16 protein-coding genes and 4 pseudogenes are annotated in these 20,731 nt (G+C 52.1%); 12 read left to right on the top strand and 8 right to left on the bottom strand.

What is annotated here, in order from left to right; translation table 11 throughout:
* Positions 1 to 62: 62 nt before the first annotated feature.
* The 6 genes and pseudogenes from K3T83_RS52605 (at position 63) to K3T83_RS52585 (ending at position 7,910) form a co-directional block, all read left to right on the top strand.
* Positions 63 to 938 (top strand): NAD-dependent epimerase/dehydratase family protein, encoded by an 876-nt coding sequence (locus K3T83_RS52605; RefSeq protein ID WP_220211032.1) that lies wholly within the window; start codon positions 63 to 65, stop codon positions 936 to 938.
* Between the two features lie 21 nt (positions 939 to 959).
* Positions 960 to 2,138: an NAD(P)H-binding protein gene (locus tag K3T83_RS52600; RefSeq protein WP_220211031.1), complete on the top strand. Its 1,179-nt coding sequence runs from the start codon at positions 960 to 962 to the stop codon at positions 2,136 to 2,138.
* 375 nt (positions 2,139 to 2,513) lie between these two features.
* Positions 2,514 to 3,350, top strand: coding sequence for a DMT family transporter (locus tag K3T83_RS52595; protein WP_220211030.1), 837 nt, complete (start codon positions 2,514 to 2,516; stop codon positions 3,348 to 3,350).
* A 73-nt stretch (positions 3,351 to 3,423) separates the two neighbouring features.
* On the top strand, positions 3,424 to 4,152 hold the full coding sequence (locus K3T83_RS52590) for a hypothetical protein (RefSeq protein WP_220211029.1): 729 nt from the start codon (positions 3,424 to 3,426) through the stop codon (positions 4,150 to 4,152).
* 453 nt (positions 4,153 to 4,605) lie between these two features.
* Positions 4,606 to 5,798, top strand: a pseudogene (locus tag K3T83_RS58490) (nSTAND1 domain-containing NTPase); the annotation flags it as partial.
* Positions 5,799 to 5,930: 132 nt separating this feature from the next.
* A complete protein-coding gene (locus K3T83_RS52585) occupies positions 5,931 to 7,910 on the top strand; it encodes a hypothetical protein (protein WP_373324763.1) in 1,980 nt (659 codons plus the stop codon).
* Between the two features lie 5 nt (positions 7,911 to 7,915).
* Here K3T83_RS52585 and K3T83_RS52580 read toward each other — a convergent pair whose 3' ends face one another.
* Positions 7,916 to 8,071: a hypothetical protein gene (locus tag K3T83_RS52580; protein WP_220211027.1), complete on the bottom strand. Its 156-nt coding sequence runs from the start codon at positions 8,069 to 8,071 to the stop codon at positions 7,916 to 7,918.
* A gap of 69 nt (positions 8,072 to 8,140) precedes the next feature.
* On the opposite strand from K3T83_RS52580, the gene K3T83_RS52575 reads away from it, so the two are divergent.
* Together K3T83_RS52575 and K3T83_RS52570 are read left to right on the top strand one after the other, a co-directional pair.
* Positions 8,141 to 8,986, top strand: a complete 846-nt coding sequence (locus K3T83_RS52575; RefSeq protein WP_236065308.1) for a Clp protease N-terminal domain-containing protein — start codon at positions 8,141 to 8,143, stop codon at positions 8,984 to 8,986.
* A gap of 303 nt (positions 8,987 to 9,289) precedes the next feature.
* On the top strand, positions 9,290 to 9,730 hold the full coding sequence (locus K3T83_RS52570) for a zinc ribbon domain-containing protein (RefSeq protein ID WP_220211026.1): 441 nt from the start codon (positions 9,290 to 9,292) through the stop codon (positions 9,728 to 9,730).
* Positions 9,731 to 9,846: 116 nt separating this feature from the next.
* Here K3T83_RS52570 and K3T83_RS52565 read toward each other — a convergent pair whose 3' ends face one another.
* Positions 9,847 to 10,026 carry a hypothetical protein gene (locus K3T83_RS52565; protein ID WP_236065307.1) on the bottom strand — a complete coding sequence of 60 codons (180 nt, stop codon included), beginning with the start codon at positions 10,024 to 10,026 and terminating at the stop codon, positions 9,847 to 9,849.
* Positions 10,027 to 10,426: 400 nt separating this feature from the next.
* Between K3T83_RS52565 and K3T83_RS52560 the strand changes: the two genes are divergently transcribed.
* Entirely contained in the window at positions 10,427 to 12,073 is a 1,647-nt protein-coding gene (locus K3T83_RS52560) for a serine/threonine protein kinase (protein ID WP_220211025.1), read from the top strand.
* 124 nt (positions 12,074 to 12,197) lie between these two features.
* Here the strand turns inward: K3T83_RS52560 and K3T83_RS52555 are convergent.
* Together K3T83_RS52555 and K3T83_RS52550 are read right to left on the bottom strand one after the other, a co-directional pair.
* Positions 12,198 to 12,906: pseudogene (locus K3T83_RS52555) on the bottom strand (IS6 family transposase).
* A 5-nt stretch (positions 12,907 to 12,911) separates the two neighbouring features.
* Positions 12,912 to 13,118 (bottom strand): annotated as a pseudogene (locus K3T83_RS52550) (DDE-type integrase/transposase/recombinase); the annotation flags it as partial.
* Between the two features lie 304 nt (positions 13,119 to 13,422).
* On the opposite strand from K3T83_RS52550, the pseudogene K3T83_RS52545 reads away from it, so the two are divergent.
* Positions 13,423 to 14,030 (top strand): annotated as a pseudogene (locus K3T83_RS52545) (IS6 family transposase).
* Positions 14,031 to 14,233: 203 nt separating this feature from the next.
* Here K3T83_RS52545 and K3T83_RS52540 read toward each other — a convergent pair.
* The 3 genes from K3T83_RS52540 to K3T83_RS52530 all read right to left on the bottom strand — a co-directional run bounded on the left by K3T83_RS52540 (position 14,234) and on the right by K3T83_RS52530 (position 17,521).
* Complete coding sequence (locus tag K3T83_RS52540) at positions 14,234 to 15,454, bottom strand: hypothetical protein (RefSeq protein ID WP_220211024.1); 1,221 nt, start codon at positions 15,452 to 15,454, stop codon at positions 14,234 to 14,236.
* A 268-nt stretch (positions 15,455 to 15,722) separates the two neighbouring features.
* Positions 15,723 to 16,499, bottom strand: coding sequence for a hypothetical protein (locus K3T83_RS52535; protein ID WP_236065306.1), 777 nt, complete (start codon positions 16,497 to 16,499; stop codon positions 15,723 to 15,725).
* Positions 16,454 to 17,521: an IS110 family RNA-guided transposase gene (locus tag K3T83_RS52530; RefSeq protein WP_220211023.1), complete on the bottom strand. Its 1,068-nt coding sequence runs from the start codon at positions 17,519 to 17,521 to the stop codon at positions 16,454 to 16,456. The genes K3T83_RS52535 and K3T83_RS52530 overlap by 46 nt, the downstream gene beginning before the upstream one ends.
* 563 nt (positions 17,522 to 18,084) lie before the next feature.
* Here K3T83_RS52530 and K3T83_RS52525 point away from each other — a divergent pair.
* Positions 18,085 to 18,633 (top strand): hypothetical protein, encoded by a 549-nt coding sequence (locus K3T83_RS52525; RefSeq protein ID WP_220211022.1) that lies wholly within the window; start codon positions 18,085 to 18,087, stop codon positions 18,631 to 18,633.
* Positions 18,634 to 18,833: 200 nt separating this feature from the next.
* Here the strand turns inward: K3T83_RS52525 and K3T83_RS52520 are convergent, their stop codons facing one another.
* Positions 18,834 to 19,052, bottom strand: coding sequence for a hypothetical protein (locus K3T83_RS52520; RefSeq protein ID WP_220211021.1), 219 nt, complete (start codon positions 19,050 to 19,052; stop codon positions 18,834 to 18,836).
* Here K3T83_RS52520 and K3T83_RS52515 point away from each other — a divergent pair.
* The gene (locus tag K3T83_RS52515) at positions 19,039 to 20,691 is read left to right on the top strand and encodes a DUF6461 domain-containing protein (protein ID WP_268963599.1); all 1,653 of its coding nucleotides are present in this window, start codon (positions 19,039 to 19,041) and stop codon (positions 20,689 to 20,691) included. The two genes, K3T83_RS52520 and K3T83_RS52515, sit on opposite strands and share 14 nt — an antisense overlap.
* Positions 20,692 to 20,731 lie beyond the last annotated feature (40 nt).

The following is a 20,731-nucleotide window of genomic DNA, read 5'->3' as shown; positions in this document are numbered from 1 at the left end:
AATCTTATGATAGAGTTTCATCAAAAGAGGTAATCTCCCTGGAGAATGAAAGAAGGTTCAATATGAAGATATTCCTTGTGGGTGCAACAGGAGTGATCGGCAGACGGCTCATTCCATTGTTAATCGCATCTGGTCATGCTGTAACTGGTACGACACGTGTCGCCGAGAAGCGTCAACTTCTTCAGCAGGTAGGTGCATCCCCCGTGGTCGTCGATGTGTTTGAGCGCGAGAAACTTTTCACTGTCATACGCGAGGCGCAACCAGATGTCGTCATCCACCAACTGACTGACCTGAGCGAAAGGAACACGGTAGCGAACGCGCGTATACGAAAGGTCGGGACGCGCAATCTCGTTGACGCCGCGAAGGAGGCCGGTGTACGCCATCTTATCGCGCAAAGCATCGCCTGGGCCCACGCTCCAGGTGAGGGGCCAGCCGACGAGAGCGTGCCTCTGGACATTGCGGCCCCTGCGCCACGTCGCGTCACAATTGAGGGTATCCAAGCTCTTGAGTCGGCAGTTGGTGAAATGGAGCGGGGCGTTGTGCTGCGTTATGGCGTGCTCTACGGGCCGGGAACGTGGTATGCCCCCGACGGCTCGATCGCCGAGCAGGTACGACGCGGCCAACTGGTCGCGGATTCGGGCATCACCTCCTTTCTGCATGTCGATGACGCAGCGCGTGCCGCTCTACTCGCGCTGAACTGGCCTCATGGCGTCATCAATGTGGTGGATGACGAGCCTGCCCCGGCAACCATGTGGCTTCCCGTGTACGCGGCGACCCTCGGCGCCCCGGCCCCGACCGTGCAGGCAGAACACCCCCGCGCGGCACGTGGAGCAATGAATACGAAAGCCCATCGCCACCTGAACTGGCAACCCGCGTACTCAAGCTGGCGCGAAGGTTTTCCTCGCGCCGCGCGTGAATGGAAGAGCCAGGCAAAATAAAGAAAGGACCATGATACGACCATGGCAAACGTTTTAGTGACAGGAGGAACCGGCGGCCTGGGCCGCGCGGTCGTTGCGCAATTGCTCGCTCAGCGCCATATCCCTCGCGTGTTGAGCCGTCAAACATCCCCCGATCTGCTGCCAGGAGCCGAGACACTGACCGGCGACCTGACAGCAGGGTCGGGGCTACGCGAGGCCGTCAAGGGGGTAGACGCCATCATTCACTGCGCCAGTTCGCCGAAAGCGCCACTGGCGACTGACATCGGTGGAACACGGATGCTCGTTCAAGCCGCACGCGAGAGCGGTTCTCCCCATTTCATCTCTGTTTCCATCGTCGGGGTTGACCGCTCACCAGCGCCCTACTACCGAGCCAAACATGAAGCTGAGCTCCTTATTGCACAAGCAAAGCTTCCCTGGTCTCTAGTGCGTGCTACGCAGTTTCATAGCTTTGGCTTACGCCTTCTTCAATCGCTTGGCACCGACACTCTGAATGTCATTCCCGTTCCGCCAAATACACGCTTGCAGACCATTGCCACCGAGGAGGTTGCCGAACGTCTGGTGGCCCTAGTCGAGCATGGTGCGACACAGCAGATCGAGGAGATGGGCGGTCCCCAGGTGCTCACCCTCGAAGAGATGGTCCAGAGCTATCTTCGCGAGCGAGGGAGGAAGGCAAGTCTGCGATCCGTAGAACTGCCCAACTCCCTGTTTGCAGCCTTTCGCTCCGACGAGCCACCGAGTCCAGCGCCGGTCAGGGGCAAGCAGACCTGGGACGAGTTTGTTCGCTCCTGGTATCGTGAACGGGATGGCTATCCGGCACCGAAGGCGCAGGTCCCGATACTGATGGAGAAAATGGTGCAGGTCCATGATCCCGTCCAGGTGAGTGTCCTGACGGTGACGCTGGACCCTGGCGTGCAGGGAGCGCCACCCCATCGCCATCCGGGTCCGGTCTTCGGCTACGTTGTCGAGGGCGAGATCCTCTTTGAAATGCGCGGCCATGCTCCCAGGATTTACAAGCAAGGTGAGGTGTTCTACGAGCCGTATAACTGCCTTCACTTGCTCGCAAATAACCCCAGTCCTTTCCGTCGGGCCGTCTTTGTCGCCGTTTTGCTCGGCGAGCCAAGCCAGCCTATCTTGACGCCGGTACATCTCCAGGCTGGCACCAATGATCCTGTGGACAACTGTCTGGGGGCTTGTTCCTGAGTGAGCAGCCATCTGCGTCGTGCACTACTTCTCAGAGGGAGTGAGGTGAGAGCAGATGGCCTCCTCCAGCAAGTTGAGATGCACCTGCTCTCACCTCATCTCCATGCTGTGTACCGAAAGGAAGCTGCCATGATGATAGCTCTTAGACCTCTTCCTGCCATTTGAGCCTCTACTGGATCATGCCGGTATATCTATACATGCGTGTCTGCTGATGACCTAGTGTGTCTGAAGCGCTCTAAACGAAAACTGTGCCGTACTTATCTACTTTGTGGCTACAAGGCGTCTTCCTTCACGCTGAGCCATGTGATGAGTCAGTACATTTATCCCGTTTGAAGGGTATCCTCAACAACAGGAACAAAGAAAGGACATGGACCCATGGGAATTCTTTTCGGGTTGCTCACTGCCATCTGCTTTGGGCTCTCAGACTTTGCGGTCACGCAGGCTACTCGCCACATTGGTGTGTTGCAAGCCATGCTCGCTATTCAGATAGGTGGTGTATTGATCGTCGGGGCCGTCCTTGTCGTCACAGGACAGGTACCCATACAGTCACCAGGAACATGGGCATTGATGGCGGGCATCGCTCTTCTCAACTTTGTCGGGATAGCGCTGCTCTATCGCTCTTTTACTTTCGGAATGCTCTCGCTCGTCTCCCCTATCGCCTCCAGTTTCGCCGTGGTCACAGCAGTGCTGGCTCTCGGGGCAGGTGAACGCCCGCCTGTGCTGACGCTCTTAGGAACCTTTCTGCTCATTGTGGGGGTCGTGGTTGTCTCACGTGCGAAGGCACCTGGCGGATCACCTTCGCTGGCAGGCATTCCAGAAGCGCTTGGAGCTGCCTTCTCGTTCGGGGTCTACTTCTGGTCGCTCAAGCAGGTAACTCCTCTCTTGGGAGAGGTATGGCCGGTGTGGGTAACCCGCCTGGTCATGCTCATCGGCACCCTCCTCATGCTCAGTCTGCGCCGGTCGTTCAAGCTTGAATGGACGTGGAAGATCCTCCTTCTCCTGCTTATTGCCTCCATGCTGGAATCGATTGGCTATCTTTCCTTCAATCTGGGCATCAGAGAGACCTATACGACGATCACCACCGCGCTGGCCTCGCTCTATAGTGCGGTGACAGTGCTGCTGGCATGGCTATTTCTGCGTGAGCGACTCAGTCGTGTACAGGCAGTGGGGATAGCAGTGGTCTTGGCAGGCGTGTTGTTAGTGAGTCTCTAAAGAGTGTTGATACTTTACCAACTCTTTCCGTAAGCCGATGGGAAGAGCGCTTTGCTCGAAAGGAGAGATACCGATGCAACAACACAACAACGAACACTTCCCGGTGGAGCTTTCCTCACACCTCGTCTCGATCATCACGACCGAACACTATACCTTACAAACAGGGCGCTCCATGACCATTTCAGAAGCGAATGGTCGGGCCTCGCTCTTTGTTGGGGCCGTCTCCAGCGGGTTAATTGCACTCACCTTTGTAGGACAGATTTCTCACCTGGGAACGGCCTTTTTTGTGTTTAGCCTGGTCGTGATTCCCACCCTTGTGTTTATGGGGCTGATCACCTTTGCGCGCGTGATGCAAGCGGGCGGGACAGATTATCTCTATGCTCGGGGGATCAACCGTCTTCGCCACCTCTATCTGGAGTCTGCCCCACAGTTGCGGCCCTACTTGCTTCTTTCTGCTCATGACAATCGGGAAGCAACAATGAGCCAGGAAGAGATGTCTCCCTCCTGGGTGCAGATCTTCTTCAATGTGGCAGGCATGATCGCCATGATTACGAGTGTGTTGATCGGGAGCTTTGTGGGCCTGCTCCTTGCTGTGTTCAACTTGCCAGTGTGGGTCTGCACAAGTGTGGGAGTCGTAGCATTCTTGGCAAGTATGAGTATTCATCAGCGTTATCAATGGGTTCAATGGATGCGCCTGGAACGAAATCTCCCCATTCTCTTTTCAAGCCTACCAGGAGAGGAGAAGACGAGAGAAGAAGGGGGTGTTGCGGGCACGAAACGGGAAGGCTGTACGCTAAGCTGAGCAAGTAAGAAGAGACTCGCTCGTGAAGAGAGAAAAAAGGAAGAAGCGCAGTTGGCTAAAGGCCTATCAGCGCGAAACCGCCGAAAAAGTAGGATGTACCATATAACTTCTGTTATATCCTGCGTTTTCGTTCGCACCTTGAATGCTCAGGCTTAACAAATGCCTTGACGGGCGCGTTCGCACCAACGAACCAAAGTCGCATCATCGCTGCTAAGTGAGCACGATTTCGCTAGTTAATGCTTATGGAATCCTAGGGAGAAAGGAACAGTTTTTTGGGGGTGGAGAGGCCAGGAACCGTGGAGGTGTCTTACCCAAAGACACACGAGAGGTTGCTCAGCTCCTCAAATGCTTATCAGGGCTCTGGAAGCGCCTCCCCAATTAGTTACGAGGGGTCTACCCATATTCAGAAAAGGGGTCTTCGGGGCTGTGTTGCAAAAATAAAGCTCATCAGATATGATGGGATCAAAAGATGAGAAGAGAATCAGAAAAGTTATAGAAGAATTTCTTCCGGTTTCCCAGGTTTGTCCGTATCGTGGTTTAGCGGCTTTTACTGAGCGAGATCATGAGCTTTTCTTTGGACGCGAACGTGCAATAGAGACACTGTTAAAGCATCTGAAAAACCGTCCTGACTTTCTCGCGCTTCTTGGCCCATCAGGCAGTGGTAAATCATCTCTCGTTCAAGCAGGTGTAATGAGGCAATTACGTCTGGGGACGTGGCTTGGCCCTGGCGAACGCCTAGGCACTATCATTTCACGCCCTGCCAGTAATCCTTTCGCAGAACTCGCGTTACAAGGATTACCTGGCACCTCAATAAATTTAACTGAAAGGGTGCAAGTGTGGCTGGAGCAACATCCCGAAAAGGAGCGGCTTGTCCTGATCATCGACCAATTCGAGGAAGTCTGGACACTCTGTCCCCAGAGATGGCACAAGACTTTACGCGCGAGCTCGTTGCCCTCATCAATGCCCCTGTGAGCGTGACCCTCATCCTCGTCATGCGCGATGATTTTTATCCTCATCTTGGACGACACGAGACACTGGCCGATCTTGTCGATGCATCTCGCGTGCGTATACCACCAACGCTGAGACGAACAGAACTGACTGCAATTATGGAAGGACCTGCCAGGAAGGAAAGGTTGCGCTTTACAGAAAGTCTGGTTGACACGATCATAGAAGACATATTGGCTGCATCCTCTACCGAAGTAGAGGGGGAGCTGGTTACAGACAATACAGTCCTCCCCTTACTTGAATTTGCTCTGACCCGGCTATGGGAAGAGCGACAAGAGAGAGAAATGACCCGTGAGTCATACAATAGAATAGGCCGTGTGAGTGGTGGACTAACGGTATGGGCAGATAAAGCCTTTCGCGAGCTTGACAAAAGATTACAGCCACTCGCACGCGCTATTTTCACAAAGCTTGTCCACTTAGGCAATGAGAACCAGAATATTCCTCACAGCCGTCAAAGGAGAACACTCTCTGAGCTCTATCCTGAACAAAAAGATGCTCATGTAGTAATTGCTCGCTTGGCAGAAGCTAGGCTTCTTATAACAAGTCGTGACCCGAGAGACGGTGAAGAGTCTGTGGAAATTATCCATGATGTTCTGTTGCATGAGTGGCAACAATTGCATCGCTGGATCGAAGAGGATAGAAGTTTCTTATCATGGCGCCAGGAATTTGAGAAACGCGTTCAGTTGTGGGTAGAGACAGACCCGGCTGATTCCCTTTTGCGCGATGAAGGCCGACTATTGCGTGGGCGTGATCTGGATGAGGCGGAACGTTGGATGGCAGAGCGTGTTCTCGATTTTGATCTGACACAGCAAGATTTTATCACGATCAGCCGCAAGTCTGTTGAACGCCAACGTCGGGAACTGGTCTCCCGTCAACTTGCTGTTCAGGCTGAAGTTGTACAACATCAAAAAACGCACATGCTACAAAGAAGCATGCTCTTAGCTATGGAGGCCATGCTGCACTTTCCTTGTCTGGAGGCAGATCAAGCACTCCGTAGCCGATTAGCCCTATTCCCTCGTCCGGTGGGTTATCTGCAGCATTCTGGGGAAGTGCAAGCACTAACATTTAGCCCAGATGGGCGCTTCATCGCCACTGGCAGTCGTGATTGTAGAGCACGAGTCTGGAAAGTTTCCACTGGTCGAGTCATGACTTTTGTTACTCATGAGAAAAAAACTATTCGATATAGCCCCTTTGACCCTGTCTGGGGGGCAGTCTATGCCGTCGCATTTAGTCCAGATGGTCGCTATGTCGCCTCTGGCAGTGATGACCAGACTGTACGCATCTGGGAGGCCGTTGGTGGTCGGCAGGTTGCTTTACTCAAACATGGTGAGGGGTATGTTGGAGCAGTCGCATTCAGTCCTGATGGACAGTATCTGGCTACGGCAAGTGGAGATAGTACAGCAGGACTTTGGGAGACGCGGAGCGGCCGTCAACTTGCCTGCTTAACGCATGAGGGGAATGTCCAGTCTGTGATGTTTAGCCCAAATGGGCATTACCTCGCAACCGCGAGCAATGATCGTACGGTGCGGATCTGGGAAGTGCCAAGTACACCTGACTTCCCTTGTCTGAGCCACGATGGTCCTGTCTATGCAGTCGCCTTCAGCCCTCATGGACAATATCTCGCCACAGGATCTCAGGATGGAACCACACAACTGTGGAAAGGTATCACCCCACAAAGCAAGAGTAAACCAACCGTTGTCAAAGGTCATCTTGAAACTCGTTTACTTCATAACGGTTCGGTACGTGCAGTCGCCTTCAGCCTGGATGGACAATATCTCGCCACTGCAAGTGGAGACCATACCACCCGAATATGGCACATCCCTAGCGGCAATTTGATTGTTCAGCTTTCTCATGAAGAAGCAGTTGTGGATGTGGTATTTAGTCCAGATACTCGCTATCTTGCCACTGCCAGTGCGGACGGGACTGCGGGGATCTGGGAAGTGCCGAGTGGCCGTCGGCTTTTTCGGCTTACCCATTTATATGCAGTCATGGCAGTCGCCTTTAGCCCAGATGGCAAGTATATAGCAACAGTAAGTGAAGTTGGCTCATATAAAGGGCATGATCTTGTCACTGCTCCAGCAAAAGTCTGGGAAGTAAACAGTGGGCAATGTAAAGCGTACTTCATCCATGACTATCTCAATGAGTCGCAAGGCACGTCGAAAAGACTCCTTGATGTGAACTTCAGCTCGGATGGGCGCTACCTAGTTACTGCTGGTGGCAATTTCCTTGATCCAGGAGCTGCAGAGATATGGGATCTGTCGAGTGGTACGAGACATGCTCACCTTCCTCACGAATTAGAGGTGCGAACAGCGGTATTCAGTCCCGATGGGCGTTATGTTGCCACCGCTAGTAATGATTGGACGGCGGGTCTCTGGGAAGTATCGAGTGGCCGTCGGCTGGCTCGTTTAGCCCACGAGAAAGCTGTACATGCAGTGGCATTTAGTTCTGACGGAACCTATCTGGCAACAGCAAGTTGGGATGGAACAGCAGGAATCTGGGAAGTGCCAAGTGGCCGTCAGTTGGCCCGTGTGACACATGAAAGCGAAGTCTATGCAGCGATCTTTAGCCCAGGTGATACCTACCTGATTACTGCGAGTAAGGATGGGACAGCGAAGGTATGGCTCTGGAAGCCACAGGACCTGATTAATGAGGCATCTTCTCGCTTGACTTATGACCTGACGCCGGAGGAATGGCGGATGTATATGGGAGATGAGCCATATACATCCGCCATTGTCCGCTGCAAGAACAGGTGAATGTCTTAGTCCACAAAGGGGAAGCTGTCGAAACAGCCAGGGCAACTGAGAACGATGAGATTGAGATTGACCTTGTGATAGCGCAAGATGAGATTGACCTTGCGATAGCGCAAATAGCCCAGGGACATCCGACCAGAGCCGATATAGAATGCCTCAAGCAATGCGGAATCGCCTGTCTTACGAGGTTGATCATAAAGACAAAAATGATCAAGGAAGGTGATGCCAGCAAGATGAGAGACGAAGTTTTCGCCAGTATGAATGCTGAAGAAGTTTTTCAAGGAATCAGGTTCTTCATACAAAGTAGTGATCGAGATATTCGCCAGGTAGCAGCGCTCTCATTATGCCACTATAAATATGAAGATGTCGAGGACATTGGCACAGCGATTAGAGCCATCAGCAGTGTCCTTCAGGGGGCAAACTCTGACGGGAGTTCAGAAGCCGATAAGTGGCGCTTAAATGAGGCTATGCGCATGCTTCGTGAGCGGCAAGAAACGGAATTCAAGACAGAGAGCGAGGAAGAAATCCCAGTGGTTGATACTCAAACAACTGCCAAAGGGGATGAGGAGAACCAGGTATATTCCGTTCAAGGGAGACAAGAACTTGCCCAGTCGAAGAATGATGGAGCGTTGTTAACCCAGCAAGCCAGGAAGGTCTTGAGACTCGCTCAAGAAGAAGCTCAGCGCTTCCAGCATAATTATATTGGTACAGAACATCTCTTGCTCGGCCTTCTAGATGAGCCTGGGGGAGGAGCAGGAAAACTACTGAATGAGCTTGGCGTAGAGCCTGAGAAAGTCCGCAGTGCCCTGGAATTTATTATTGGTCGTGGGGATCGTATTGTGCTGGGTGAAGTCGGTCTGACTCCCCGTGTCAAGAAGGTAGTAGAGCTTGCCTCTGATGAAGCTCGTCGCCTGAATCATCAGTCACTCAGTACAGAACATCTCTTACTTGGATTAGTTGCCGAGGGAGAGGGTATTGCGGCAGGTGTCCTGGAAAGCTTGGGTATTAACTTGGAGCAAGTACGACGTAAGGCTATCACAAGGCTGAGCCAAAATGGTGTAGATAGAAGCGAGGACTGAGTGGAAGAAGAAAATTGACCGTCAAATGAAATGCGGTGGCAGACAAGAGAGTATAGAGAGAGCGTAAATAATAAGCTGGATCTTTTGCGGTGCAAATGGCTGTCCCTGGAATGAAGCCTTGTTAGGATGTTGTCATGAGGTGCGCGGCGTTAGGGCCGACTGTATTTGGTCGCTCGCCCGAATGATCTTAACCGAGATGACCTGTGATGGTCAAGCTCGTATCGGTGAGTGATCTTCCACAGGCCGCAATGACGCGCCTCAATGGAGCACAGGGCTAATCAGGAGGAAGTGAAGGAGATTGCAATGGCTATTCCTAATTCATGCACTCAATGTGGAGCAGAGTTGCTATCTACCGCAAACTTTTGTCATGTTTGCGGCACCAGACGGCTCGGTTCTGCTGGTACGCTCAAGCCGGACAATGCAAACTTTTGTCACGTTTGTGGTATCCGGATCACGGCAAACGCAACCGAGTCGGTGTGGGAACATTGTCAGATTGAATATGAGCTTGTTGGTGCTCTGGGATTCTCTCATCGTTTTATTGCAAAGGCTCTTGGCCCTAGAGGACCTTACATGGCTACAGATCCAAGCGTCACTATCTCCACGAATTTTCCCCATCCAGGTGTTAAAAAAGATGTCCAGGCTTGTGATACTATGAAGGCAAGATTACTTGCTGATCGCTGGGAACCTCTTGCAGAGCAAGGTCCTGAGTGGTTTAACTACAAATTTCGGCGTCGAGTTCTCTAAAGTGCCCCTTTATTGTCTCTCTTCAGGAGAAAGGTGCTATAGCATAATTTAGGTGCACCTCTTTACAATCGAGGAGCATTTTCAGAAGAAGCCTTGCGATGCTCCTTCAGGTATGACTATCCTTTGAGCGCTTTCAATTTCTCTTTGACCTGCGCTCGCGTCATCTGCGTATAGCGAATCGTTGTCTGCACTGCAGGCGTGCCTCTGAGGGTGATATGTCCCAAGTAGTAGGCAATCTCTTCCAGAGTGTGATTTGTCTTGCTTTCTGTCCTGCTGATTGACCCATAAAGTGTCAAGTGACTGGCTTCTCTCCTCAGTTGACAGCAACCGAACAGTGTGGTGTAGTTCTCCGTTTTGATGCATATCTTCTTTCTTGGTCCCATTTAGGAACCATAACATGTCCTTTGGTTCACTCTCATAAAAAGAGGCTCCAATACACAAACATTTCTGAACTTGTTGTCTCAGAAATGCGTCAAAACGGACAAGATCCAAGATATAAGGCAAAGGGTTGTTTTTCTCTCAAAAACTGAGTATGCTGTTATCAGAACAATGGCAGAGAAAATCTAGGTTTGCTTTAGGCATTGGTCGCTCCTTTTTCTCCTCTGCCAAGCGTACTGTATCCTGTCTCCCATCGTTTGGCATTGTCCTTTCTTTTCGTCACTGTACGCATGCTTGAAGTCGTGAGGAGAAACGTCTGTGGCAGATTTCATCAATCAGCAGTTTGGTGGCTATCAGTTGCTGCGCCTGATTGGAAAGGGAGGGCAAGCCTCGGTGTACCTGGGGCAACATCTTCGGCTCCAGCAAAAATATGCAGCCATCAAAATCCTGCATACGAGCGTCTCTGAGCAAGACGTTAAAGCTTTCCAACAAGAAGCGAATATCATTGCTGCCCTCCAGCATCCTCACATTGTCAATGTCTTGGATTTTGATATTCAACAAGGTATCCCTTTCCTAGTGATGGAGTACTACCCTGATGGTTCGCTGCGTGAGCGCCATCCCCGAGGAGAACAGGTGCCTTTAGTAAACGTGGTCTCCTATGTGAAACAGGTTGCCGAGGCCCTGCAACACGCCCATGATTATCGACTTATCCATCGCGATGTCAAAGCGGCCAATATGCTCATTGGCCGACAAGGGGAAATTGTGCTCTCTGACTTTGGGATTGTTGCCATCGCACACAGTACCTCCTCCATCGGCACCCAAAACTTTGCTGGGACCGCCCCGTATATGGCTCCTGAACAAATCACACAACATCCGCGCCGCGAGAGCGACCAATATGCTTTAGCTGTCGTCGCATATGAGTGGCTCTGTGGCCAACTTCCTTTTGTTGGAACACCCCAAGAGATTGCCATCAAGCATTTAACCGTGGAGCCACTCTCGCTCTGCCAGAAACTTCCTGGCTTGTCATCTCGGGTGGATCAGGTCATTCTCAAAGCGCTTGCCAAAGAACCGAAGGAGCGTTTCCCTTCAGTGCAGGAGTTTGCCGTAGCTCTTGAACAGGTGACGCAAGAAATGCCCGATGCGTCATCCCCCCATGCCATTTCCAACCAAAGGTCCATTTCCTCCTCTCCCACCACCCCTTGGATACCTGCTCAACCACTTCAGCAGGCATTTCCTCCCGTAGCTATGCCTCCTCATGCGGCGCTAGATACCTCTCTTGCTGCACTGAGGGAGATACAGCCTGCGCCAACTTCCAGTGAAAACAAAGCGGATGGGGCGCGCAGCGCAGTTCCTACAGGTATTTCACCTGAGAAAAATACTCTCTCAGTCAGAGCCTCCTCTCAGAAAACACGGCAACCTGTTGTTCCTGATATTGATGGAACAGAAGTATTGAGGAGAGTTCGTGATGGTGATATTCCTCCGAGTTGGCACGTCTTTTACGCTTCGCGAGCAGAAGTGAAGAGAAAGTGTCTTGGAAATGGCCTTCTCGGTTCGGGCTTGGGATTTCTTTTGGCTTTGGTTTTGAGTCCTTCATTGTTGGTGGGTGCTCTTCTGATAATTTTCTCTGGGCTTACTGTGGTAACAGGAACGTTGTTGATGATCGCTCTTCTGATAATTTTCTTTGGGCTTCTTGCGGCAACAGGAACGTGGATCATCGATCATGACCGGCTGCTGGTTCTTTGTCCGATGGGTGTCGTCGCTGGGAAAAGGAGCGCGAAGCTCGCATCCCTTGTGATCAACTACAAAAATGTTGTAAGCATGAACGTTTGGGGCTGGAAAGTAGAGATGAACCTACGCAAGGGAACAGGAAGACGAGTGCGTGTGTGGCTTGATCTGTTGGTATTTGAGTCACCTCAGGAACTTTCCCTTCGTATCAACGATGCGTACGAAGATTTCAAAGCTTGACGGTCATATCCTTTCCCAGTAAAGCGTGATCATTCTCCAGTAGTATTTATGGATGTGTCAGAACTGAGAATACAAGCACAGAACAGAGCATTTTGATACTGCTCGCCCACCATTTGGATTGGTATTACGCTCTCAAAATCAGTGTCGTGAAGGCATTCAGCCGCTCACGGAACAGGTCATGTTGCTGTGCGAGGGAAACAGATTGCCTGATCGTCGTACGGAACCGAAAGAACTGGCGGACCTCATCAAAGGCTCGACAAAATTGTGTGGCAGACACGAAGTTTCCAAAACCGCGCATCGGATAATAGCGTTGTTTGATCCCGCGATGATCTTGCTCTACTCTATTGTTGAGGTAGTGATTACACCGATGGAGAACGTCACCACCAAGCGTCTCATAAATGGCACGTGGATAGGCGTCATGCCCATCCGTTGTTACTCGCTTTGGCGCATGACCAACCGTCTCGACGGCTTGCTTGAAAAACCGTTTGGCTGCATCCATATTCCGTTTCTCACTTCACATGGAGTCAACCAGATTACCATCTCGATCAATAGCACGATAGAGATAGCACCATTTCCCATGCACTTTGATGTAGGTTTCATCAACATACCAGGACCGGCTTGCTTGTCCGCGTCGCGCGGGTTCGCAGCTGATCAGCGATGAGCGGTGCAAAACGAGCCTCCCAATCCCGAACTGCTTCGTGGGTGAACACAAAACCTCTTTCTAGAAACATCTCAGCGAGATCGCGCAAACTCAACTTATAGCGCAGCCTCCACAGAAGGTTGTGTTGCAAGCAATTGCAAAGAAGAAACTGAGCGTAATGGTTCCTTACAATCTTTCTTAAACGGCCACTCCAAAGAGTATGGCAACCAAAGCCATCTGGCCTTTCACATCCCCTTTGACCACTGCCTGCAGTTGCCCTTTCCTGATCATATTCATCACCTCGTATCCTTGGAGTGTTCGCCAGGCCGTCTCGAACGAGAAAAAGCCCATCCCAGGTTTCGTCAATCTCTTGATGAACCGATGATCTTGTTCGATCAGATGGTTCTGTCAGAACTCAGACAATGCTCTGGTAAAGAAACCGGAATTCTGCTATGCTGATCACAGCAAAACGGGCTTCAAGAAGGAATGTTGGCTTATGAATTGTCCCCATTGTACTGCAACTACTACCAGGAAGCGAACGAAGAAAACAAAACTGGGCTACGCAACATTCTTCTGCCCTCACTGTCACCATAGCTTCAATGAACGAACTGGCACGCCCTTCAACTATCTGGAATTTCCGACGGACATTGTCCTCCTCGCAGTTGTCTGGCGGCTGCGTTATAAACTCAGTCTACGTGACGTTGCGGAGATGTTTCTTGAACGTGGCTTTGTTTTTACGCACGAAGCCATTCGAGACTGGGAAACACGGTTTGCACCATTAATAGCAGGGCAGTTACGAATGCAACGGCGAGGCCAAGCCGGAGCTTCTTGGTACGTTGACGACACCTACGTGAAGGTACATGGGAAGTGGTGCTATTTGTATCGAGCTATTGATCAAGATGGCAAGCTCGTTGATTCTCGGTTGAGTGAGAGAGAAATATGGAAGCGGCCAAACACTTTTTTCAGCAGGCTGTTGGTGTGGTAGGCCACATTCCCAACCAAGTGACGACGGATGGCCATGCATCGTATCCACGAGCTATACGCGAAACAATGAGCAGCAATACCCAGCATCGAACCAACAAGTACCTCAATAATCTGCTGGAGCAAGACCATCGAGGGATGAAGCAACGGTATTATCCGATGCATGGCTTTAAAACATTTGAAGCAGCGGCACGTTTCTGCTGTGCCTTTGACGAATTGTGCAACTATCTCCGTCCGCGCCGTACCGGGGGAGAAGTAGTCTCACTCTTGGAACAACGGCAGTCTTTTATCCAGCACCTTGCCACTCTCCAGATCATGATACAAGCAGCCTCATAGCTTACACGAGTGATAAGGCGAGCATTCTCTGTGTCCAGTAAGCTTTTCTGCGTTCTCAGTTCTGACAGAACCTCCTAGCCCGGCTTAGCAAATTAGGGGTCAGCGTATCCAAACCTGAAAAGTGTACGCTAAGGTTTGGATGTGCTGACTCCCTATCTTCCCTGTATGCAGGGACGGGAGCTTTGCGCCCCCGTCTCCACGAGTTACTGTGACCTTTCTTCTAGATCAGATGGCAAGATCTGCTGGGTGAGCAACTGATGCAGGCGCTCCCGGCACTGTGGTCCCTGCAAGCTCGCTTCGAGCAGGCGGCGGCCATAGAAGTACGTAAAAATGTAAGTCTCGTGAAATGGCCGCTGCAAGGAGGCAAGCTGGCGTTGCGCAGCCTCTTCGTCCAGGAGCGCGTAACGCATGAGATACTCTTTCACTTCTGTGTCAGAACGTCCTTCGCCCAAGAGCCAGGCCGCGTTGCACACCGCTCCAAGCAACAGATCCGTGGCGCGCTGGATCTTCGTCAGATCGCTGCCGTCGGGAGTCATGCTCGCTTCTGGATAAATGTGCTCGGCCAGCCACTGCTCCGCTTCTCCAGGACCAAAGAGCATTTCATGCGCGTGAAGAGCAAGCCCTTCGCTGATCACGTAAAGCGGCGCGGCGGGCAGAGAGAAGCTGACTCGCTGCTCAAGGTACCCTCGTTGCTGGATAAGCGCTTCGTCTTTGAGCACAGCCTCTGCGAGATGACCGGGATACCCTTCATGGCACAGCACATAGAAGAGATCGGTCAGCGGAAACGGCACCGCAGGGTTGAGGTAGATGCGTGAGCGATGATTCCCCAGATAACAGGCTATCGCTCGTATAGGCCGATCCACAACAGGCTGGATCTCTACCTGCTCATCCGCTGGCAAGGGAAGAAGCTCCCGCGTGCGCAGCTGGACCTCGTCCAGGCCACGCTGGAGAAAAACAGGCAACAAATGAGCTTGATCTTTCGGCAACGTGAACGCCGCTTTCCATTGCTGGAAGCGTTCAGTCAGGTCGCCGCTTCCGGGCAGTGCTTCATCATACAGAGCGTGCGCCTGCTCGAAGATGCTCTCGGGTAGCCAATCCACGTGAAGATCATAGCAACGCAGGACCTCCTCTTGCAGTGAGAAGCGTTCACCCCGCAAACGACGGCTGACCGTTTCCAGCGCGCGCAGCAACTTCGCCAGATACGCTGCCCGTTGCGGCTCAAAATGTTGCTGAGAGAGAGTATCCATCAACGCCTGCGTATCGCGTACGAGCGTCTCTCCCAACTGAACAGGCTCATGCTGCACCTGCTCAGACCATTCCGGCGGTAGATATTCCTCAACGGGCTCGTAGGAAGTGCGCGCATCAACGGCCTTTTGCAGCCTCAACACCAGGACAGTGTAGTCGTGTACCCATTGTTCATTCAAAAGAGGGTCTCCTTCCTTTTTCTCTCGGGATGTCGTCGTGCCTTGCTCTGTCTTCCTCTGGAAAGCGAAAGTGGAACAGCCTTCTCGAAAGATTGTGAGCGCGCATGAACAACATGCTGCCAATTTTAGCAATTACACCAATTGATTGCTAAAATTGAGTGTAGCATATGTATCACTTTAATGGAAGCAATATATTACTTTGTTCGCTAGCAATCCCTAATATATATTGCTAATCATGCTCATTTTTCCCGTTTGGGTAGAGTAGCAATTAGAGCGTCGTCAGGCGAGATTGGAGGCGGGCCGCCATCTGTTCCAGATGGTCGATAGTCAAGCGGTCAGTCACACCCAACCAGTGTTTGTAGTGGCGACCGTGGAGACTACGATGGGCAATCCAACCGCGTGTCGGTTTGCCATGATTGGTCTCACAGTAAGCAGTAAAGCGACCAGATTGTCCGACGAAGCGGAACGAAGAAAGAGTCGCCAGCCAATCAAACCATTCTCGCGAAGCAGGCATCAAGCTCAGTTCGCCCTCCAGCGAGCTGACGACCACATAGGTTCCTTGCGCGCTGTATTCGATCAATGGGGGCATACGGGACCGAGCGCGGAGTTCTGCCTCAATGAGCGGGCGCGCGGCCACTGGCTTCCCTTCGGCCTGCTGCTCCAAACGAACAGGAAGCGGAGGGGAAAGACTGAGCATCCCTGCCAGTTCCTGGACGACCATTTCCAAATCCGAGAGTCTTCGCTCAACCGTGCGCTCTCGCGCCTTTAGCAATGCCAGCGTCAGGTGAGCGACCTGCTCAGACAACTGGGCGATTCTGGTTTCCAACAAGGAAAGTTTCTGGGAAAGAGGTGCTTCTTGCTGGGAAGCAGAGGAAGAGATCAACACCTCTTGGCGGGGTGCGGGCTGAGCCGAAGCGACTTCCTGCTTGGTCTGAGGCTCCAACTGAGACGGAAGTGAACGATGATGGACAACAGCCAACTGCTCAATTTGTTGGGCAGTCAGACACTTGATGCGAGCATCTCTCGGATGAGCGGAAAGGGGCAAGGCATCCTGCTGGAGCCATTGGCGCAACGTTTTGGGGTGAATCCCAAGCAGGCGAGCACAATCAGGGTCTTGATCGCAGGATTGTAGCGGGTCGCAGACAGGGTAGCTAAATAGAGCATGGTTCGGATGCGAGCATGGCCGTGGTGACGCAGCAGTGCTCTTCCTCGCACGCTCGTTCCACTTGTTCGTTCCAAAGGAGCCAAACCTGCGTACTGCACCAGCGCTTCGGCTGTCGTACACGGAGTGAAATTGAGGGTCGCAGTAGTGAGCCAACAGGCTGACCATATCCCGATCCCAGGAATGGTTTGTAGCAGGACAATAGATTGTTTCCACTTCCACTCGACCGTTTTAACGTCCTCACTCTCGTCTGCCGGTTTACGTTCAAGTGAGCAGGGCTTCTGCGGTGGCGGCTCGATCTTTACCAACTGGTGGATTTCAGCTTCAACTTGGGCTACCTGTTGATTGAGCAGCTCCAGCAGTTGAAGCAGTCGCTGACGGACGGAAGGAACAACATTGGGGTGGACAGAGAGCGCGTGCAGTTGATTGGTGACTTGAGTACGCAGTTCAAGAAGACTGGCGCGTTGAGTCAACCGTTGCTGGAGATCATGGTAGATCTGTGGAGGTGGGGTCCAACAAGCAGGGAGAAGGGCTTGCGCGAGTTGGGCCAAAGTACAGGCATCTAGCATATCATTTTTCGCATGCTTGAGTTGAGCTTTTGCAAAATAGTGGGCTGTCGCCGGGTTGACGACACTCACGGCGAAACCTGCCTCGGTGAGGAAGATGGCCAGCCCTATCCAATAGCTGCCAGTTGCTTCCATGACCACCAAGGTATTGGCAGGTGCAATACCTTGTGTCAGCAGCAGGGTGCGAAAGCGTGCGAAACCTGCTGAAGTTTGTTCAAAAGGCTTTAGCTCCCCTTTCGGCTTTGTTTCTGGCAAAAGACGAGCAATAGTAAAGGTCTCGCTGGCAATATCAATGCCGACAAAGAGGTGGTAGGAAACAGGTGTCGATGGCTTTTGCAAGGTCAATCCTCCTCAAGCAACGAAAAACAACGTTCCCATTAGGAAGTTGCTGTCCTGGGCATCCTCATTCTCTCCTCGTGATGCGTGGTCAATGCCACTGGATACGGTCCAGAATGGAGTTGCCTGTGGAGAGGAAGGGGGCCATGGCACCGACTTTTATGAGTGGTAACACATATTGCAACTTTTGATTGCGATAAAAAGTCGCAACCCTGACGCTTTCTCAGCTCCTCAAGTGGATTTTCCAGTGGGAAAAGGCCAGTTTTGTCGCAATGAATACTTTAAATATGAGTAACCACTCATAAGAGTCGGTGCCGGGGCCATCTACTTTACGCGGTCGAGGCCAGCAAGGATTTGAACGGCCTCACTTCCTCCCAGAAGCTAATGGGTTTATTATACGAGGTGTCACCCGCCGCAAAGTAGCGGGTAGAAACAATATTATGCGTATTTTGGCGATTTTTGTAGAATTATGCAGATGGCTCAGTGCTTTGCGATCTCTTTTTTGCCTCTCTGACATAGGGGGTTTTTGCATATCCCCCGAAACGGTGTACTCGTGCGCGGGGGATATGCAAAAACCCCCAGATACAGTGGGGGCGGCAACTCTCACTGAAGAAGCAGCAGAAGTTGCGGAGAAAGTCGCCGTGGAGGCCGAGGCGGACGCAACCGAAGCAGAGGAAGCCGCTGCAGAAGCGGAAGCAGAGGCGACCGTCTCAGAGGCAGAAGCAATGGTTGCAGGAGAAGAAGCAGTGGTCGAAGAAGAGATCGTTGCTGAAGCTCCTGTCCGGGCCAGTGCAGCGGAAGAGGCAGCAGACGATACTCTGGTGGCAGCAGTTGTTGTAGAGGAAGCGGCAGAAGGCGCGGAGGAAACTGCTGTAGAGGCCGAGGCGGACGCAACCGAGGCGGAGGTTGAAACAATTGCCGCTGAAGAGGCCGTTATAGAAGCGGAAGGGGGAGACGACCAAAGTGGAAGAAGCCGGAGAAGAAGCAGAGGGGGAGGCGATCGAAACAGAACAAATTGCTGCGGAAGCGGAGGCCGGTGCTACTGCAACAAAAGAGGAAGAGTCAACTCAAGGCGACAGCGTGGAAGAAGTGCCAGGCAATACAGCTGTTGTTGAGGAAGGGCATAGTACGGTTGAAGAGGAAACTCCCCATGATGAATCCTAGGAGGGACGTGTAACACCTACCCTCTCCCCATAGAGGTAGAATCGTTGCTCAAGCCTGCAACGGAACTGACGCTCCATTGCAGGCTTGAATCGTGATGCAATCATTCCTTCGTCTCTACGACTTCTACAGCTCAAGCTACTCTTTCTGGGATTTACAAGATCGAGGATTGCTCCGGCGCGCCGGAGAGTTCGTTTTCCCTTATCTCAGATGCCTTTGCCTGCGTTTTTACGACAGTTCTTGCGCGCCTGCCGGGTAGTACCAGGCCAGCGATGGCTCCTATCAGTGACAGAGCTGCCGCGACGCTCATCGCCGGGGAAAACCCGTTGCTGAACGCCTGAGCGGAGCGAAAGCCTCCGATGCTGGCAAACACAGCGGCGAGGATCGCAACCCCAAATGTAGGCGAAAACTACAGAGGGTATTGCATGACGTTTGTAGAGGGCCTGGATAAAAGAGAACTCTTGCAGCGTTTCGGCGGGGAACTTTCCCAGGCACGCTTCGTCTCGTTCGACGACCAGAACGCGATAGAGCAATTCGGGCTCTTTGGCACGGTGCTTTGGGTAGGTCAATGCGGTGAATGGGCCTTTGTCTATGAAGATTATGGATACGTGGGGCAGATCCCAGAAGTCTTGCACACCATCTCTGCTGGCACGAGAGCAGTCTCAGTCTTGAATCACGAGGTTAATGGACATACCTGGTTTTGTTATGCGGAAGATGGGACACCCATTGTCAGCGCTGAACCTGGCACACTCCTCTACACAAATCCTTCACCCCAAGTGCAAGAACTGCTTCGCCGCGCAGGCTTCTCAGATGCGCCTACTGAGAATGACGACTATGACTCTCTCCAGATTATGTCCGCTCTTGCGGAGGCAGCAGGCGTGCGCTTGACCAAAGAAGCCATCGCTGACAGCCCTCTGCTCTCTACGTTTCTCAAGAATCCCTTCTCCGACTTCGTGGAAGATGTCCTCAGTCTGGGTGCAGACGAGCAGACAGCCAACCGCTTGCTTGATCTCCTGAACTCCTGGGAACACAGAGAACGGATCCTCAATTTTTTCAACGACGGGTTGCAAAGGGAACGTTTCCCTCGCTCCCACGACCTCGATCAGAGATGGCAGAAAGAATATCTAGGTCCGATGGTCGTGAAAATCCTCACGGCACTGCAATCGGTCCAGATCACGCTCCCACTGCTCTCCGCCCTGGAAACAGCAAATGAGGAAATGCGATTTGCGGTAAGAGAATTGCTGAAAATCTTGATTGACTTTGATCAGATGTATGATCAGCAAGGGGCACGGGAACGCTTGCTGATGCTCTCGGGTGCATCCGAACCAGAACTGGCGCTGCAAGCCGCACTCACTCTGGGGGCGCGAGGAGATCAGCGAGCGGTGGAACCCTTACTGTCCCTGATCCCTGTGTACCCAAATGAGAGGAAGATCATCCAGGTATTAGGCCGATTACAGGAGAGCAGCGCCAAGGAACCGCTTCTTCGGTTGCTCAATCCTCAAAGCAAAGAGATCGACTATCAGAGGGATCTGCTCAAAGCGCTAGAGCACATCGGGGGAGGAGCAATCGCTGATCGGCTCCTGTTGTTCCTTGATCCGGAGCCTACCTCTTCCCGCGCAGGGAATTTTCAGGGTGATTTGCTGAAGACGCTGCTACGACTCCATCCTCCTCATCTGCTCGATGCCTTGCTTGCGCTTCTTCATCCTTATCCAGGTCCTTATCCAGATTTCACCCCGAAGTCGGGCTTTCAAATGAGCTTGATTGCAACACTTGGGCACCTGGGGAATCGGCAAGCGATAGACCCATTAGCCCAGTTGTTGGTACTGGATGTGCAGGGATTATCTCTCCCTGAACACTATCTTCAGGTGCGCTTAGTTGAGGCCCTCAAGCAATTAGGCGACACAAGAAGCGAATTAGAGGAGATAGCGGCAGCATTGCAACGGGAAGACTCAAAATTCATGAGAAGATCATTTTCGACGCTGGTTCATCCCTCGCCCGAAAATCTCTTGTAGGTGGAGTGTATTTCAGCAAACCAACGGTTTTGACACACAT

The sequence above is a fragment of the Reticulibacter mediterranei genome, assembly GCF_016587455.1.
Note: the sequence above shows the minus strand (reverse complement) of the source record. Positions and strands in the feature narration are given on the sequence as shown.